At 59.0% G+C, this 16993-nt stretch carries 15 protein-coding genes; 3 read left to right on the top strand and 12 right to left on the bottom strand.

Annotation, left to right across the window (positions count from 1 at the left end):
* Window positions 1-76: 76 nt before the first annotated feature.
* The 9 genes from aceA to TX23_RS16440 form a co-directional block, all read right to left on the bottom strand.
* On the bottom strand, window positions 77-1402 hold the full coding sequence (aceA, locus tag TX23_RS16400; RefSeq protein WP_057703103.1) for an isocitrate lyase: 1326 nt from the start codon (window positions 1400-1402) through the stop codon (window positions 77-79).
* A gap of 494 nt (window positions 1403-1896) precedes the next feature.
* Window positions 1897-2634 carry a secretin N-terminal domain-containing protein gene (locus tag TX23_RS16405; protein ID WP_057703104.1) on the bottom strand — a complete coding sequence of 246 codons (738 nt, stop codon included), beginning with the start codon at window positions 2632-2634 and terminating at the stop codon, window positions 1897-1899.
* A 148-nt stretch (window positions 2635-2782) separates the two neighbouring features.
* A complete protein-coding gene (locus TX23_RS16410) occupies window positions 2783-3205 on the bottom strand; it encodes a GNAT family N-acetyltransferase (RefSeq protein WP_057703105.1) in 423 nt (140 codons plus the stop codon).
* Window positions 3198-4364 carry a ribosomal protein uL16 3-hydroxylase gene (locus TX23_RS16415; RefSeq protein WP_057703106.1) on the bottom strand — a complete coding sequence of 389 codons (1167 nt, stop codon included), beginning with the start codon at window positions 4362-4364 and terminating at the stop codon, window positions 3198-3200. The genes TX23_RS16410 and TX23_RS16415 overlap by 8 nt, the downstream gene beginning before the upstream one ends.
* Window positions 4365-4448: 84 nt before the next feature.
* Window positions 4449-5819, bottom strand: coding sequence for an adenylosuccinate lyase (gene purB, locus TX23_RS16420; protein ID WP_010209589.1), 1371 nt, complete (start codon window positions 5817-5819; stop codon window positions 4449-4451).
* 125 nt (window positions 5820-5944) lie between these two features.
* Window positions 5945-6568, bottom strand: coding sequence for a high frequency lysogenization protein HflD (gene hflD / locus TX23_RS16425; protein WP_057703107.1), 624 nt, complete (start codon window positions 6566-6568; stop codon window positions 5945-5947).
* Window positions 6565-7689, bottom strand: a complete 1125-nt coding sequence (gene mnmA / locus TX23_RS16430) for a tRNA 2-thiouridine(34) synthase MnmA (RefSeq protein ID WP_057703108.1) — start codon at window positions 7687-7689, stop codon at window positions 6565-6567. Before mnmA ends, hflD begins: the two co-directional genes overlap by 4 nt.
* A gap of 59 nt (window positions 7690-7748) precedes the next feature.
* The gene (locus TX23_RS16435; RefSeq protein WP_057703109.1) at window positions 7749-8195 is read right to left on the bottom strand and encodes an NUDIX hydrolase; all 447 of its coding nucleotides are present in this window, start codon (window positions 8193-8195) and stop codon (window positions 7749-7751) included.
* A gap of 290 nt (window positions 8196-8485) precedes the next feature.
* The gene (locus TX23_RS16440; protein ID WP_057703110.1) at window positions 8486-10711 is read right to left on the bottom strand and encodes an NADP-dependent isocitrate dehydrogenase; all 2226 of its coding nucleotides are present in this window, start codon (window positions 10709-10711) and stop codon (window positions 8486-8488) included.
* A gap of 493 nt (window positions 10712-11204) precedes the next feature.
* Between TX23_RS16440 and icd the strand changes: the two genes are divergently transcribed.
* The gene (icd, locus tag TX23_RS16445; RefSeq protein ID WP_005789095.1) at window positions 11205-12461 is read left to right on the top strand and encodes an NADP-dependent isocitrate dehydrogenase; all 1257 of its coding nucleotides are present in this window, start codon (window positions 11205-11207) and stop codon (window positions 12459-12461) included.
* A gap of 61 nt (window positions 12462-12522) precedes the next feature.
* Here icd and cspD read toward each other — a convergent pair whose 3' ends face one another.
* Window positions 12523-12807: a cold shock domain-containing protein CspD gene (cspD, locus tag TX23_RS16450; RefSeq protein WP_280513737.1), complete on the bottom strand. Its 285-nt coding sequence runs from the start codon at window positions 12805-12807 to the stop codon at window positions 12523-12525.
* Window positions 12808-13025: 218 nt separating this feature from the next.
* Between cspD and clpS the strand changes: the two genes are divergently transcribed.
* Together clpS and clpA are read left to right on the top strand one after the other, a co-directional pair.
* Window positions 13026-13394 (top strand): ATP-dependent Clp protease adapter ClpS, encoded by a 369-nt coding sequence (gene clpS, locus TX23_RS16455; RefSeq protein ID WP_005789091.1) that lies wholly within the window; start codon window positions 13026-13028, stop codon window positions 13392-13394.
* A 29-nt stretch (window positions 13395-13423) separates the two neighbouring features.
* Window positions 13424-15694, top strand: a complete 2271-nt coding sequence (gene clpA / locus TX23_RS16460) for an ATP-dependent Clp protease ATP-binding subunit ClpA (RefSeq protein ID WP_057703111.1) — start codon at window positions 13424-13426, stop codon at window positions 15692-15694.
* 244 nt (window positions 15695-15938) lie between these two features.
* Here clpA and infA read toward each other — a convergent pair whose 3' ends face one another.
* The gene (infA, locus tag TX23_RS16465) at window positions 15939-16157 is read right to left on the bottom strand and encodes a translation initiation factor IF-1 (RefSeq protein ID WP_002553999.1); all 219 of its coding nucleotides are present in this window, start codon (window positions 16155-16157) and stop codon (window positions 15939-15941) included.
* A 100-nt stretch (window positions 16158-16257) separates the two neighbouring features.
* Window positions 16258-16965, bottom strand: a complete 708-nt coding sequence (locus tag TX23_RS16470) for an arginyltransferase (RefSeq protein ID WP_057703112.1) — start codon at window positions 16963-16965, stop codon at window positions 16258-16260.
* Window positions 16966-16993 lie beyond the last annotated feature (28 nt).

Consider the following 16993-nt stretch of genomic DNA (forward strand, 5'->3'; position numbering starts at 1 on the left):
ACCAGTCGGGGCGTGATTGTTGCGCGGCACTGCGGTTAGGTCTTCCGTGGGGCCGCAGTGGCCGTGTACGCGATACTTAGTGGAACTGCTCTTCTTCGGTCGAACCGGTCAGCGCGGTCACGGACGAGGTGCCGCCCTGGATCACGGTGGTCATGTCGTCGAAGTAGCCGGTGCCCACTTCCTGCTGGTGCGCCACAAAGGTGTAGCCTTTGGCGGCGTCAGCGAATTCCTGCTCCTGCAGCTTCACATAGGCAGTCATGTCGTTGCGGGCGTAGTCGTGCGCCAGGTTGAACATGCTGTGCCACATGTTGTGGATACCGGCCAGGGTGATGAACTGGTGCTTGTAGCCCATTGCCGACAGTTCGCGCTGGAACTTGGCGATGGTCGCGTCGTCCAGGTTCTTCTTCCAGTTGAAAGAAGGCGAGCAGTTGTAGGACAGCAGTTGGTCCGGGTATTCCTTTTTGATCGCTTCGGCGAAACGACGGGCTTCGTCCAGGTCCGGCTTGGCGGTTTCGCACCAGATCAGGTCGGCGTAAGGAGCGTAGGCCAGGCCACGGGCGATCGCCTGGTCCAGACCGGCGCGCACTTTATAGAAGCCTTCCTGGGTACGTTCGCCAGTCACGAACGGCTGGTCGTACGGGTCGCAGTCCGAGGTCAGCAAGTCTGCCGCGTTGGCGTCGGTACGGGCCAGGATGATGGTCGGTGTACCGGCCACGTCAGCGGCCAGGCGAGCGGCGGTCAGCTTCTGTACAGCTTCCTGGGTCGGTACCAGTACCTTGCCGCCCATGTGGCCGCATTTTTTCACCGAAGCGAGCTGGTCTTCGAAGTGCACGCCGGCAGCGCCTGCCTCGATCATGCTCTTCATCAGCTCGTAGGCGTTGAGTACGCCACCGAAACCGGCTTCGGCGTCAGCCACGATTGGCGCGAAGTAGTCGATGTAGCCGTCGTCGCCCGGGTTCTTGCCGGCTTTCCACTGGATCTGGTCGGCACGACGGAACGAGTTGTTGATGCGCTTGACCACGGTTGGAACCGAATCCACCGGGTACAGCGACTGGTCGGGGTACATGGATTCAGCGGAGTTGTTGTCCGCTGCCACTTGCCAGCCGGACAGGTAGATCGCCTGGATGCCGGCTTTTACCTGTTGGACTGCCTGGCCGCCGGTGAGGGCGCCCATGCAGTTGACGAAATCTTTGTCGGGACGGAAGGACGGCTTGGCACCTTGGGTGACCAGGTTCCACAGCTTCTCGGCGCCGAGTTTTGCAAAAGTGTGCTCAGGTTGGACCGAGCCACGCAGGCGGACGACGTCAGCAGCGGAATAAGCGCGGGTCACGCCTTTCCAGCGTGGGTTTTCAGCCCAGTCTTTTTCAAGGGCTGCAATTTGCTGTTCGCGTGTCAGTGCCATGGGGAAAAACCTCGTCGCATAGGTCTAGGTGGAAAATTCCATTTGCCAGCCACGTAGAAAGTGCGTGGTGATGGCTGCTCGCTGACCAGAAGCTTGGGTGTTCAAGTCAAGTTCGGCGGGGTAGGCGACGGGATGAACGAGTGGCTCAAGGCGGAGTTGAGCAGGTAAGGGCAAACTGCAAACGGTCTTCGGGCGTCGTGGGCCTTTGTACGATTCATCAGTGCGTAGCCGGGTTACCTGGGTAGCTTCCGTCCCTCGGGACAACTTCGTTCCAGTCGCAACCTCGTCCAACGTGCCTTGTGGGCGGTACAGACACGGATCGGCTCAGGTGGGTAGCTTAGAGCGGCGATCCGAAGGCCCTTGCCAGGGCCCCTGATTAGCGGGAGCGAGGCCATCATGCCCATGCTTTTTTGGCTCGTCAAATGTTTTGTAGTGCTTTTTTCATGTCACTACATCTTCAGTCTAATGCGACTTGCCAGTCAGTTTTCGGTGCTTCAGTTCAGGGTGTCGACCTTGACCCGTAAAGTCAGGTCATCGCGGCCCTGAGTAGAGTAGCTGCGGGTTGTAGAGGATTTGTCCGCCTGGGTTTCACGATTGATGCCGGCCAGGGGGATCCATTCGCCCAGGCGGCCGCTGACGGTTGTGTCGGTGCTTTGCACGTTCACTACATCGGGACGTTCCTGGCTCATGCGGTCACGGTTGGTACTGATGGCCAGGTGTACGGTCTCGCCAGTGACGCTGGCGGTGACGTAAAAGCCCTGGGTGACGTTGCGATACTGGGTCTGGTTTTGCAGACGGCCATAGCTGTCCTGTTGCGTGGTGGTCAGCGGTACGCTCTGGCCGACCTGGATCAGCGCGGGCACGCCTTCGCTGGCCTGGATCTGCTGGATGCCGCCATCGCGGCTGGCGGTACCATAGCTGATGATGCGGGTCTGGCTGTCGCCGCTGTTTTGCTGGTTGGTTTCGTTGGTGTCGACAGTGATCAGCAGGCGTTTTGCCGGTGTATCCAGTTGCGAGAGCAGGGTGCGCAAGCCCTCGATCCTGGCGGGGTCGGCGTTAACGATAAGCTGGTTGCCGTAGGCGCTGACGGTGCCGTCCTTGCCGATGAAGTTCTGCGCCACGGGCAGCAGGTCGGCGCTGGTGCGGTTGCTCAAATTGACGACCTCGGTGGCGGCCATGGTCGAAACGCTGACGGTCAGGAGCAGGGCGGTGAGCAGGGTGCGTAGGGACATGTCCGTTATCTCTGCGAGTCATTTGCTTGATAGTGCCAGTTTGTCGGCCTGGTGGGTCGCAAGTTGAATCGTAGACGGCAAAATGCCCTGGCAGGCAGGGCATTTGTGGTGTTGCTGAAATCGCTATCGCAGGCGACGCGGACTCGGATCAGTCCCCGCGCACCATATCCACATGCGGAATCCCGACTTCAAGAAACTCATCGCTGACGATCTTGAAACCCAGCCGCTCATAGAACGGCGCCGCATACACCTGCGCACTCAGGAATTGCCGGGTCTGGCCGCGTTTCACCGCCTCGCCGATCACCGCTTCCATCAGCTTGTCGCCGACTTTCAGCCCACGCCAGTCCTTGAGCACTGATACCCGACCGATCTCGCCGCTGGGCAGCAATCGAGCGGTGCCAATCGGGAAGTCACCTTCGTATGCAAGAAAATGCATGGCGCCGGCATCGTCCGCGTCCCACTCCAATTCAGGCGGAACCGATTGCTCAGCGATAAATACCGCTTCACGAATGCGCCGAATCTCGGCGATATCCTTTTGCCAGTCCGCGACACTTACGTGAATCTTATTCATCCGCGAACCCCAGGCTGCCTTGCTTGACCAGTTCGCACAGCAGATTGCGGCCGTCTTCGTCGGCCAGCCATACGCTGAGGTTTTCGCTGTGCAGCGCGTCGGCCGAGCACACCAGCTTCAGCAGTTCACGCAGCTTGCCGGGCAGGTAACGGCTCTGGCCACTGGCAAACAACAGTACATCGTCGTCGACTTCGGACCAGGCCAGGCGCGCGCTTGGGTTGCGTACCAGGATCGCGCCATCCTGCAGGCTGTTGATGAAGTCTTCTTCGCCCAGCTCTTCGCCGGCCACCAGTTCCGGGTAGCGTGGCTCGGTCATGAACTGGCCGAACCAGGTCAGCAGCATGCGCTCGTCGCTCATGTGCTCGGCGAGCAGGCCCTTGAGGCGGTCCAGTGCGTCGCCCTGGATCTGGTGCGGGTCGCTGACCGGCTGGGCATCGGCGTCGGTGTAGCGCTCTTCGTCAGTCAGGTACTGGCTGAGGAAGTCGGTGAAGTGGGTCAGCACTTCGGCGGCGCTCGGGGCGCGGAAACCCACCGAGTAGGTCATGCAATCGTCTTCGGCAATACCGAAGTGGGCCAGGCGCGGTGGCAGGTAGAGCATGTCGCCCGGCTCCAGTACCCATTCGGCGCTTTCTTCGAATTCGGCGAGGATGCGCAGGTCGGCGTGTTGCAGCAGTGGGCTTTCGGAATTGCACATCTGGCCGATCTTCCAGTTGCGCTTGCCCTGAGCTTGCAGCAGGAACACATCGTAGTTATCGAAATGCGGACCGACGCTGCCACCCGGCGCGGCGAAGCTGATCATCACATCATCGATACGCCAGCTCGGCAGGAAGCGGAAGTGCTCCAGCAGCTCAGCCACCTCCGGCACGAACTGGTCGACCGCCTGCACCAGCAGGGTCCACTCGCGCTCGGGCAGGGTGCTGAAAGCGTCTTCGGCGAACGGGCCGCGACGCAGTTCCCACGGACGCTCGCCGTGTTCGATCACTAGGCGCGACTCGACTTCTTCTTCCAGGGCCAGGCCTGCCAGTTCGTCGGCGTCGATCGGGCTTTCGAAGTCAGGGATGGCCTGGCGGATCAGCAGCGGTTTTTTCTGCCAGTAGTCGCGCAGGAATTCCCGTGCCGTGATGCCGCCCAGAAGTTGAAGAGGGATATCAGGATTCATGTGTAACCTATTGAAAAAAAGCACTTTTAAGACAGGAATAAAAACGCCCGGCGCGGCCGGGCGTCTCAAAGGAGCTTGCTTGGATCAGATGCGCTTGGCTTGTTCTACAGCGTTGCCGATGTAGTTGGCCGGGGTGAGCAGTTTCAGCTCGGCCTTGGCCGCGGCTGGCATGTCCAGGCCGTCGATGAAAGTTTGCAGTGCCTCAGGGCTGATACCCTTGCCGCGCGTCAATTCTTTCAGCTTCTCGTAGGGGTTTTCGATGTTGTAGCGGCGCATCACGGTCTGGATCGGCTCGGCCAATACTTCCCAGCACGCGTCCAGGTCAGCGGCAATTTTCTGCTCGTTGAGCTCCAGCTTGCTGATGCCTTTGAGGCTGGCTTCGTACGCGATCACGCTGTGGGCAAAGCCCACGCCGAGGTTGCGCAGTACGGTGGAGTCGGTCAGGTCGCGCTGCCAGCGGGAGATCGGCAGCTTGCTGGCCAGGTGCTGGAACAGGGCGTTGGCGATGCCCAGGTTGCCTTCGGAGTTTTCGAAGTCGATCGGGTTGACCTTGTGCGGCATGGTCGACGAGCCGATTTCGCCGGCAATGGTGCGCTGCTTGAAGTAGCCCAGGGAGATGTAGCCCCAGATATCGCGATCGAAGTCGATCAGGATGGTGTTGAAGCGTGCAATCGCGTCGAACAGCTCGGCGATGTAGTCGTGGGGTTCGATCTGCGTGGTGTAGGGGTTGAAACCCAGGCCCAGCTCGTCTTCGATGAAGGCGCGGGCGTTGGCTTCCCAATCGATTTCCGGGTAGGCCGACAGGTGGGCGTTGTAGTTGCCCACGGCACCGTTGATCTTACCCAGCAACGGCACGGCGGCCACTTGAGCGATCTGGCGCTCCAGGCGGTACACCACGTTGGCCAGCTCTTTGCCCAGGGTGGTCGGCGAAGCCGGCTGGCCGTGGGTGCGCGAGAGCATCGGCACATCAGCGAAACGGATCGCCAGCTCACGAATGGCGTTGGCGGTCTGGCGCATCAGCGGCAGCATCACGTCATCACGGCCTTCGCGCAGCATCAGGGCGTGGGACAGGTTGTTGATGTCCTCGCTGGTGCAGGCAAAGTGGATGAACTCGCTGACTTGGGCCAGTTCCGGCAGCTTGGCTGCTTGCTCTTTGAGCAGATACTCAATGGCTTTGACGTCGTGGTTGGTGGTGCGCTCGATCTCTTTTACACGCTCGGCGTGCTCCAGGGAGAAGTTTTCCGCCAGGGTGTTCAATACAGCGTTGGCCTCGGCGGAAAACGCCGGCACTTCGCTGATGGCAGGGTGAGCGGCCAGGCGCTGGAGCCAGCGCACTTCAACCAGGACACGGGCACGGATCAGGCCGTACTCGCTGAAAATAGGGCGCAGGGCCTGGGTTTTGCCGGCGTAGCGGCCGTCAACAGGGGAAACCGCAGTGAGCGAAGAGAGCTGCATGGGGTGTTCTCGGACAGTCGGGCAACGAAATGGGGCGCGTATCATACATGAAAAATTCCGCCGGTCCGTCGCCAACTGACCGGCGTATTACGCGTAATGGCTTGAAAACAGCCCGCTGGTGCGACTTATTCGTTGCGCATCAACGGGTAAAGCTCTTTGAGTAATTTGCGCCGGCTGATCACCAGCTGCCAGCGATGACCGCCCAACTGGCGCCACAACCGCGCCGAACGAATACCGGCCAGGAGCAGGGCGCGGATCTTCGAAGCGTTGTTCGGTTGTTGCAGGTTGCGCATATCGCCGTGCACCTGGATGCGCTGGCGCAGGGTGCTCAAGGTGTCCTGGTACAGCGCACCACAGGCGGCGATAACGTTTTCATGGGCTGTGCCGAAGTGTTCTACCTGGGACTGGATCTGCGGCAGGCGCTTGCCGATGGTGTCCAGCAGGTCGTCGCGCTTGGCCAACTGGCGCTCAAGGCCAAGCATCGACAGGGCATAGCGCAACGGCTCACGCTGCAAAGTGCTGGGATCGCGCTCCAGGGCGCCGATCAAGGCGCGATAGCCTTCACGCAGGGCCAGGTCGTCGCCGCCATAAACCTCAAGGGTGTCCTTGGGTTCACGGATCAGTAGGCTGCCGAGCATGCAGGTCAGGCCGGCTTCCGTGACCTGGCCGGTCTTGGCGATCTTGTCCACCAGTACTGCAGCGAGAAAGACACCGCCAAGGGCCGTCAATTGCTCCTGGGTCGGGCTCATGCCGGGTGGCTCCAGGCTTGGGCCACTTCAATCACGCCGCCGCCCAGGCAGACTTCGCCGTCGTAGAACACCACGGATTGGCCTGGGGTGACCGCGCGTTGCGGATCATCGAAGGTGGCGCGGTAGCCGGTGGCAGTCTTTTCCAGCGTGCACGGCTGATCGCTCTGGCGATAGCGCACTTTGGCGGTCAGGCGGCGTGGTGTGCTCAGGTCGATCGGGTTGACCCAGTAGATCTCGGAAGCGAGCAGGGCGCCGGAGAACAGCAGCGGGTGTTCGTTGCCCTGGCCGACCACCAGCACATTGTTTTCCAGATCCTTAATCAGCACGTACCAAGGCTCTTCACCGGCGTCTTTCAAGCCGCCGATGCCCAGGCCCTGGCGCTGGCCGATGGTGTGGTACATCAGGCCGTGGTGGCGGCCGATCACTTCACCTTCGGTGGTCTTGATTTCACCCGGCTGCGCCGGCAGGTACTGCTTGAGGAAGTCGCTGAAGCGGCGCTCGCCGATAAAGCAGATACCGGTGGAGTCTTTCTTCTTGGCGGTGGCCAGGCCGTGTTTCTCGGCAATCTTGCGCACTTCGGGTTTTTCCAGCTCGCCGACCGGGAACAGAGTCTTGGCAATCTGTTCACCGCCCACGGCGTGCAGGAAGTAGCTCTGGTCCTTGTTCGGGTCCAGGCCTTTGAGCAGTTCTGTGCGGCCATCGATATCGCGACGGCGCACGTAGTGGCCAGTGGCAATCAGGTCGGCGCCGAGCATCATCGCGTAGTCGAGGAACGCCTTGAACTTGATCTCGCGGTTACACAGGATGTCCGGGTTCGGCGTGCGACCGGCCTTGTACTCGGCCAGGAAGTGCTCGAACACGTTGTCCCAGTACTCGGCGGCGAAGTTGGCGGTGTGCAGCTTTATGCCAATTTTGTCGCATACGGCCTGGGCGTCCGCCAGGTCGTCCATGGCTGTGCAGTATTCGGTTCCATCGTCTTCTTCCCAGTTCTTCATGAACAGGCCTTCCACCTCATAACCCTGCTCCATGAGCAGAACGGCGGAAACGGAAGAATCCACGCCGCCGGACATGCCGACGATGACGCGCTTCTTTTGTGTGTCAGAAGGGGCTGGATCACGCATAGGGTTTCAACGGGTGTCTTGAAAAAGGACGCGATTCTATCAGGCCCGAGCCGCTAAGGCTAAAGAGAAGGGCGGATCAATTCGAGACTGTGCCTGTGGCCGGCCAGATAATCATCGATGCAGCGGATGATCAGCTCGCTGCGCCAGTCATTGCGCACGGCCATCAGCTCGTCACGGGTCAACCAGCGGGCGCGCAGGATGCCTTCGTCAAGTTGATAATCCGGGTGATGTTTAAGCGCCTTGGCGATAAAGCACGCGCGCTGATAGGTCACGCCATTGCTCGGTGCGGTGTACAGGTAAATGCCAACGATGCCGGTAGCTTCCACGTCCCAGCCGGTTTCTTCCAGGGTTTCGCGCACGGCGGCTTCGGTCAGAGTTTCGTTCGGGTCCAGATGGCCGGCGGGCTGGTTGAGCACGGCGCGGCCGCCCTTGAGTTCTTCGACCATCAGGAACTTGCCGTTGTCTTCGACGATGGTGGCGACGGTGATGTGGGGGAGCCAGGTCATTGCAAGCCTCGGTATCGGGAAGGTGACTCGGTCAATGTGGGAGCTGGCTTGCCTTAATGCCAGTCAATTAAGGCTTTTTTGTAGGAGCGAGCTTGCTCGCGAAAAACGTCAACGATAACGCGTGCTTGCTGAATGAACGCGGCGCCTTTGAGTTTTTCGCGAGCAAGCTCGCTCCTACAGACTGCAATCGCAGGCAGGCCAGCTCCCACATTGGATTGGGTTTCTTCAATGAAGTCCCTACAAGCAGAAACCCCGGCACTTGGCCGGGGCTTCTTTGCATCCTTACAACCTTACTTCAACTTGGCAATTGCCGCATTGAGGGTGTTGCTTGGGCGCATGGCTTTGCTGGTCAGCTCTGGGTTCGGCGCATAGTAGCCGCCGATGTCCACTGGCTTGCCCTGCACGGCGTTGAGTTCGGCAACGATGGTTGCTTCGTTCTCGGCCAGGGTTTTGGCCAGTTCGCCAAACTGCGCTTGCAGTGCGGTGTCTTCGGTCTGGGCGGCCAGGGCCTGGGCCCAGTACAGCGCCAGGTAGAAGTGGCTGCCGCGGTTGTCGATGTTGCCGACTTTGCGCGATGGCGACTTGTTGTTGTCCAGGAACTGGCCGGTAGCCTGGTCCAGGGTCTTGGACAGCACCAGGGCTTTCGGGTTGTTGTAGGTTACGCCCAGATGTTCAAGGGACGCGGCCAGGGCCAGGAACTCGCCCAGGGAATCCCAGCGCAGGAAGTTTTCTTCCAGCAGCTGCTGAACGTGCTTGGGGGCCGAACCGCCAGCACCGGTTTCGAACAGGCCACCGCCATTCATCAGCGGCACGATCGACAGCATCTTGGCGCTGGTGCCCAGCTCCATGATCGGGAACAGGTCGGTCAGGTAGTCGCGCAGCACGTTACCGGTCACCGAGATGGTGTCCAGGCCCTTGCGGGTGCGCTCCAGGGTGAACTTCATCGCATCGACCGGGGCCATGATGCGGATGTCCAGGCCTTCGGTGTTGTGGTCTTTCAGGTATGCCTGAACTTTCTCGACCACTACGCCATCGTGGGCGCGCTTTGGGTCCAGCCAGAAAATGGCCGGGGTGTTGCTGGCGCGGGCGCGGTTGACCGCGAGCTTGACCCAGTCCTGGATCGGCGCGTCTTTGGTCTGGCACATGCGGAAGATGTCGCCGGCTTCGACGTTCTGTTCCATCAGCAGGTTGCCCTGGCTGTCGGTGACGCGAACCACGCCGTCAGCCTTGATCTGGAAGGTCTTGTCGTGGGAGCCGTACTCTTCGGCTTTCTTGGCCATCAAGCCAACGTTTGGCACGCTGCCCATGGTGGTCGGGTCGAAGGCGCCATTGGCCTTGCAGTCTTCGATGACCGCCTGGTAGATGGTGGCGTAGCAGCGATCCGGGATCACGGCCTTGGTGTCGTGCAACTGGCCGTCGGTGCCCCACATTTTGCCGGAGTCACGGATCATGGCCGGCATCGAGGCGTCGACGATCACGTCGCTCGGCACGTGCAGGTTGGTGATGCCTTTGTCGGAGTTGACCATCGCCAGGGCAGGGCGGGCGGCGTAGACCGCCTGGATGTCCGCTTCGATCTGCGCTTGCTGATCGGCCGGCAGCGCTTTGATGCGGGCGTACAGGTCGCCGATGCCGTTGTTCAGGTTGAAGCCGATCTGCTCAAGTACGGTCGCGTGCTTGGCCAGTGCATCTTTATAGAACTCGGCAACGATCTGGCCGAACATGATCGGGTCGGAGACCTTCATCATGGTGGCTTTGAGGTGAACCGACAGCAGCACGCCTTGCTTCTTGGCGTCTTCGATTTCAGCGGCGATGAAGCTGCGCAGAGCTTTCTTGCTCAGTACGGCGGTGTCGATGATCTCGCCGGCCTGGACACTGGTCTTTTCTTTCAGGACGGTGGTGGTGCCGTCCTGGGCAACCAGCGCAATTTTGACAGCGTCGGCGGCTTCGATTTGTACGGCTTTTTCGCTGCCGTAGAAGTCACCATTGCTCATGTGGGCAATGTGCGACTTGGAGTCGGCAGCCCAGGCGCCCATTTTGTGCGGGTGCTTGCGTGCGTAGTTCTTGACCGACAGCGGTGCGCGACGGTCGGAGTTGCCTTCGCGCAGTACCGGGTTCACGGCGCTGCCCTTGACCTTGTCGTAACGTGCACGGGTTTCTTTTTCCGCGTCGGTGGTTACGGTTTCCGGGTAGTCCGGCAGGGCGTAGCCCTGGGCCTGCAGTTCCTTGATCGCGGCTTGCAGCTGCGGGGTCGAGGCACTGATGTTCGGCAATTTGATGATGTTGGCTTCAGGGGTAACGGCCAGGTCGCCCAGTTCGGCGAGGTGGTCCGGGATAGCCTTGGTGCCCAGTTGCTCGGGGAAGCTTGCGAGGATGCGCCCTGCGAGGGAGATGTCGCGGGTTTCAACGGCAATATCAGCGGAAGCGGTGAAGGCCTCTACGATAGGCAGCAGTGAATAGGTGGCGAGGGCTGGGGCTTCGTCGGTGAAGGTGTAGATGATCTTCGAGCGGGTGGGCATATTCGGATTAACTCTCTTCTTTGCTGAAAGCGTGCGCAGAAACTCGAGATGCGCCGGGTGGAGCGCGTTCGTTCAAAGTCATCCATGAGCGAAATGTCGAGGTTTCTTCGCGGTGATGTTGGGTTGCATCAGTCGAGCGTCAAGCGTTTGGACTATTGTAATAGTCCTGCTTTCTGGCTGAGGGCTACTGTCTAGAGCGGTCAGCCGTCGTGACTCTTTGGTCAGCGGCGGCATTATACATAGGTCGCTATGCTTACGCAGAGGCTTCATACAAAAGGTGTGTCGTCCATTGGTCTAAAGGTCGCAGGTGCGCAGTTGCGCCAAAAGGGGAATGATGTGCTCAAGATTGGCACTTTTCCCTTTGCTTTCAGGCTTGTAGGCGACAATTTATGCTGTTTTCGATGCAAATGAGCATGGCGCGAGGTTTCAGTCGCCATTTATCTGGAGTAGGCTCGAACGCAGCCAGATGTTCAATCCATAGATGGAGTTCAGCATGGGATACAAGAAGATTCAGGTTCCGGCAGTCGGCGACAAAATCACCGTCAACGCAGACCATTCTCTCAATGTTCCTGACCAACCGATCATCCCCTATATCGAAGGTGACGGTATCGGCGTCGACATCAGCCCGGTAATGATCAAGGTGGTCGACGCAGCTGTTGAAAAGGCTTATGGCGGCAAGCGTAAAATCTCGTGGATGGAGGTGTATGCCGGCGAAAAGGCCACCCAGGTCTACGATCAGGACACCTGGCTGCCCCAGGAAACCCTGGATGCGGTCAAGGATTACGTGGTGTCCATCAAAGGCCCGCTGACCACGCCGGTCGGTGGTGGTATTCGCTCCCTGAACGTGGCCTTGCGTCAGCAACTCGACCTGTATGTGTGCCTGCGCCCGGTGCGCTGGTTTGAAGGTGTGCCCAGTCCGGTCAAAAAGCCTGGCGATGTGGACATGACCATCTTCCGTGAGAACTCCGAGGACATTTACGCCGGCATTGAGTGGAAGGCCGGTTCGCCTGAAGCGATCAAGGTGATCAAGTTCCTCAAGGAAGAAATGGGCGTTACCAAGATCCGCTTCGATCAGGATTGCGGGATTGGCGTCAAGCCGGTGTCGAAAGAGGGCACCAAGCGTCTGGCACGCAAGGCCCTGCAATATGTGGTGGATAACGACCGCGACTCGCTGACCATCGTGCACAAAGGCAACATCATGAAGTTCACCGAAGGTGCCTTCAAGGAATGGGCCTACGAAGTGGCGGCCGAAGAGTTCGGCGCGACCCTGCTCGATGGCGGCCCGTGGATGCAGTTCAAGAACCCCAAGACCGGCAAGAACGTAGTGGTCAAGGATGCAATTGCCGACGCCATGCTCCAGCAGATCCTGCTGCGTCCGGCTGAATATGACGTGATCGCAACGCTTAACCTCAATGGCGACTACTTGTCCGATGCCCTGGCGGCTGAGGTCGGTGGTATTGGTATCGCGCCGGGGGCCAACCTGTCGGACACCGTGGCGATGTTTGAAGCCACCCACGGCACTGCGCCTAAATATGCAGGCAAGGATCAGGTCAATCCGGGTTCATTGATTCTGTCGGCAGAAATGATGCTGCGTCATATGGGCTGGGTCGAGGCGGCCGACTTGATCATCAAGGGCACCAATGGTGCGATTTCGGCCAAGACCGTGACCTACGACTTCGAGCGCCTGATGGATGGCGCTACGTTGGTGTCGTCGTCGGGCTTCGGTGATGCGCTAATCAAGCATATGTAAGCAGGCGGAAAAAACCGGCCGCCCTGATGAATGGGCGGCCGGTTTGTTTTAAGTGTGTTGTTCAGTGGCTGATCAAACCAGTTTCTTTTTTTGACGTTTGACCGGGTGCTGCAGTTTTTCCTGCCGTGGACGTGGCTGTGACTAACTTGATATCCACCGCATGCAGGCCCTTTGGGCCCTGTTTGATATCAAAGGACACCGGTTGACCCGCCTTCAGCGTTTTGTACCCATCCATATCGATCGCTGAGAAATGCGCAAAAAGGTCTTCACTCTTGCCGTCTTCATTAATGAAGCCGTAACCCTTGGCATTGTTGAACCACTTGACCTTACCGCTTAGCATCGCCATATCCCTCTGCACCAGACTCCATCACTGGAGTATCATCCTGTCTATCCGTCCTAACCCGAATAAATAAGGTTGACTGCGCGGACCTTTTTTACCCACTGTGGGTTCTATTGGTTGTAACACTGATTTGCCGATAGTCAAGGCGACCAATCGGTCAGAGTTGAAATTCTGACAGCTCGCCCCCACCACTGTAATTGAACCACTGACGAACCTTTCTTTCCATGCATGCAAATAGCCAGATTCGACTAACATTCAATCAGGATCGCCCGGATCAGGAACATGACGACGACGGTTCTGCAGGCATTGCTGTTCAGGAGGCCAAGCCTGCTTTACAGGCACCGCCGATGTACAAGGTGGTTTTGTTCAATGATGACTACACACCGATGGATTTCGTCGTCGAAGTGCTCGAGGTGTTTTTTAACCTGAACCGCGAGTTGGCGACCAAGGTAATGCTGGCCGTTCACACAGAAGGACGGGCAGTATGTGGAGTGTTTACCCGCGACATCGCCGAGACAAAGGCCATGCAGGTCAACCAGTACGCCAGGGAAAGCCAGCATCCGCTACTCTGTGAAATCGAGAAGGACGGTTAACGCCGACCACTTGGGTATGAGGTGAAGCTATGTTAAACCGCGAGCTCGAAGTCACCCTCAATCTTGCCTTCAAGGAGGCTCGTTCGAAGCGTCATGAATTCATGACCGTCGAGCACCTTTTGCTGGCACTTTTGGATAATGAAGCTGCCGCCACCGTTCTGCGTGCGTGCGGCGCCAACCTCGACAAACTCAAGCATGACCTGCAGGAGTTTATCGACTCCACCACGCCACTGATCCCCGTGCATGACGAGGACCGTGAGACCCAGCCAACCCTGGGCTTCCAGCGGGTATTGCAGCGTGCTGTCTTCCACGTACAGAGCTCCGGTAAGCGTGAGGTCACAGGCGCGAACGTGCTGGTGGCGATTTTCAGCGAACAGGAAAGCCAGGCCGTGTTTCTGCTCAAGCAGCAGAGCGTTGCCCGTATCGATGTGGTCAATTACATCGCCCACGGTATCTCCAAGGTGCCCGGGCACGGCGATCATTCCGAGGGTGAGCAGGATATGCAGGACGAAGAGGGCGGTGAGTCTTCTTCTTCCAGCAACCCGCTGGATGCCTATGCCAGCAATCTCAATGAGATGGCGCGACAGGGGCGGATCGATCCACTGGTGGGGCGTGAGCACGAGGTCGAGCGTGTAGCGCAGATTCTCGCGCGGCGCCGCAAGAACAACCCGTTGCTGGTGGGTGAGGCGGGCGTGGGTAAAACCGCGATTGCCGAAGGCCTGGCCAAGCGCATTGTCGACAATCAGGTACCGGACCTGCTGGCCAACAGCGTCGTCTACTCCCTTGATCTGGGCGCATTGCTCGCCGGGACCAAGTACCGTGGCGACTTCGAGAAGCGCTTCAAGGCGCTGCTCGGCGAGCTGAAAAAACGCCCGCAGGCGATCCTGTTCATCGACGAGATCCACACCATCATTGGTGCCGGTGCGGCTTCCGGTGGGGTGATGGACGCCTCCAACCTGCTCAAGCCATTGCTGTCTTCGGGTGATATCCGCTGCATCGGTTCGACCACCTTCCAGGAATTTCGCGGGATCTTCGAAAAAGACCGTGCCCTGGCGCGGCGCTTCCAGAAGGTCGACGTGTCCGAGCCTTCGGTTGAAGACACCATCGGCATCCTGCGCGGGCTCAAGGGGCGTTTTGAAGCGCACCATGGCATCGAGTACACCGATGAGGCCTTGCGTGCGGCGGCTGAGCTGGCGTCGCGCTACATCAATGACCGGCACATGCCGGACAAGGCCATCGACGTCATCGACGAGGCGGGTGCCTATCAGCGCCTGCAGCCGGTCGAGAAGCGTGTGAAGCGTATCGACGTGCCTCAGGTCGAGGACATCGTGGCGAAGATCGCGCGGATTCCGCCAAAACACGTCACCAGTTCCGACAAGGAGCTGCTGCGTAACCTGGAGCGCGACCTCAAGCTCACCGTGTTCGGTCAGGATGCGGCGATCGACTCGCTGTCCACCGCCATCAAGCTGTCCCGTGCGGGGCTCAAGTCGCCGGACAAACCGGTCGGTTCGTTCCTGTTCGCAGGGCCTACCGGCGTCGGCAAGACCGAGGCGGCGCGGCAACTGGCCAAGGCCATGGGTATCGAGCTGGTCCGCTTCGACATGTCCGAGTACATGGAGCGTCACACCGTGTCGCGTCTGATCGGTGCGCCTCCGGGCTATGTCGGGTTCGACCAGGGCGGCTTGTTGACCGAGGCGATCACCAAGCAGCCACATTGCGTATTGCTGCTCGATGAAATCGAAAAGGCTCACCCGGAAGTCTTCAACCTGCTGTTGCAGGTGATGGATCACGGGACCCTGACCGATAACAACGGGCGCAAGGCGGATTTCCGCAATGTGATCGTGATCATGACCACCAACGCCGGTGCCGAAACGGCTGCGCGAGCTTCTATCGGCTTCACGCATCAGGATCACTCTTCCGATGCAATGGAAGTGATCAAGAAGAGCTTCACGCCGGAGTTCCGCAACCGTCTGGACACCATTATCCAGTTTGGTCGCCTCAGCCATGAGGTTATCAAGAGCGTGGTGGACAAGTTCCTCACCGAGCTTCAGGCGCAGTTGGAAGACAAGCGCGTGCAGTTGGATGTGACGGAAGCGGCCCGCAGCTGGATCGCAGAAGGCGGCTACGATGCGGCAATGGGCGCACGCCCAATGGCGCGTCTGATCCAGGACAAGATCAAACGGCCACTGGCCGAAGAGATCCTGTTCGGCGAACTCTCCGATCATGGCGGCGTGGTGCATATCGACCTGAAGGATGGCGAGCTGACCTTCGAGTTCGAGACCACGGCGGAAATGGCCTGATCGTTGTTCAGTAACACCAAAAGGCGCCGAAAGGCGCCTTTTTGCTGCCTGAAATACTATTTGCGAAGCAATGACGGTCAACTGTGGGAGCTGGCTTGCCTGCGATGGCGGTCCTTCAATAGCACATCTATATCTGACCCGCCGCTATCGCAGGCAAGCCAGCTCCCACAGGGTCAAGTGGCGACTGTTAAATCCTGCGCACACAAAAACGCCCGGCATAACCGGGCGTTTTGTATTGACTTGCTTAGCGAGCGCGGTAAGTGATGCGCCCTTTGCTCAAGTCATAGGGCGTCAGCTCGACGCGCACTTTGTCACCGGTAAGAATACGAATGTAGTTCTTGCGCATCTTGCCGGAGATATGCGCGGTTACGACGTGCCCATTTTCCAACTCCACACGAAACATGGTGTTGGGCAGGGTGTCGACGACAGTGCCTTCCATTTCGAAGCTGTCTTCTTTCGACATGCAGTAAAGCCCTCGGTATCCAGTGAATGGCCCGGTGCAACTGCGCCAGGCAAAAGCGGCGTGCATTGTGCCCGAAAAAGGGGGTTCAAGCCAAGGGGTTCTAGTTAAGTGTGACCCATCTTTGATTAATCAGCAGCTCAATGGGCCGATATTGGGTCTTGTAGTTCATCTTTTTGCAGTTCTTGATCCAGTATCCGAGGTACACCGCTTCCAGTTCCAGGCGCAGTGCTTCACCTATTTGCCAGAGGATCGCAAAGCGCCCAAGGCTGCGGCGTTCTTCCTCGGGTTCATAGAAGGTGTACACCGCCGACAGGCCGTTTGGCAGCAGGTCGGTCACCGCCACCGCCAGCAGCCGTCCGTTGAGGCGGAACTCGTAAAACCGCGAGAACGGCAGATCACGGACCAGGAAGGTGGAAAACTGATCACGGCTGGGCGGGAACATATCCCCATCGGCATGGCGTTTCTCGATGTAGCGCTGATAAAGATCGAAGTATTCTTCGCTGTACTGCGGCTTGACCGCATTCACCGTCAGGTCGGCATTGCGCTTGAAGATGCGCTTCTGATTGCGATCGGGCAGAAATTGCGCGACCGGGATGCGCGCCGGCACACAGGCGTTGCAGTTTTGGCAGTGTGGACGGTACAGATGATCGCCGCTGCGCCGAAACCCCATCTCGGACAGGTCGGCGTACACGTGCACGTCCATCGGCTGGCTGGGGTCGAGGAACAGCGTGGTGGCCTGCTCGTCGGGCAGATAGCTGCAAGAGTGGGCTTGAGTGGCATAGAACTTCAAGCGCGCCAGCTCGGTCATGATCAACCCTCGGGATAAGCTTTGGAAT

Source organism: Pseudomonas paralactis (assembly GCF_001439735.1).
Taxonomy (GTDB): Bacteria; Pseudomonadota; Gammaproteobacteria; order Pseudomonadales; family Pseudomonadaceae; genus Aquipseudomonas; species Aquipseudomonas paralactis.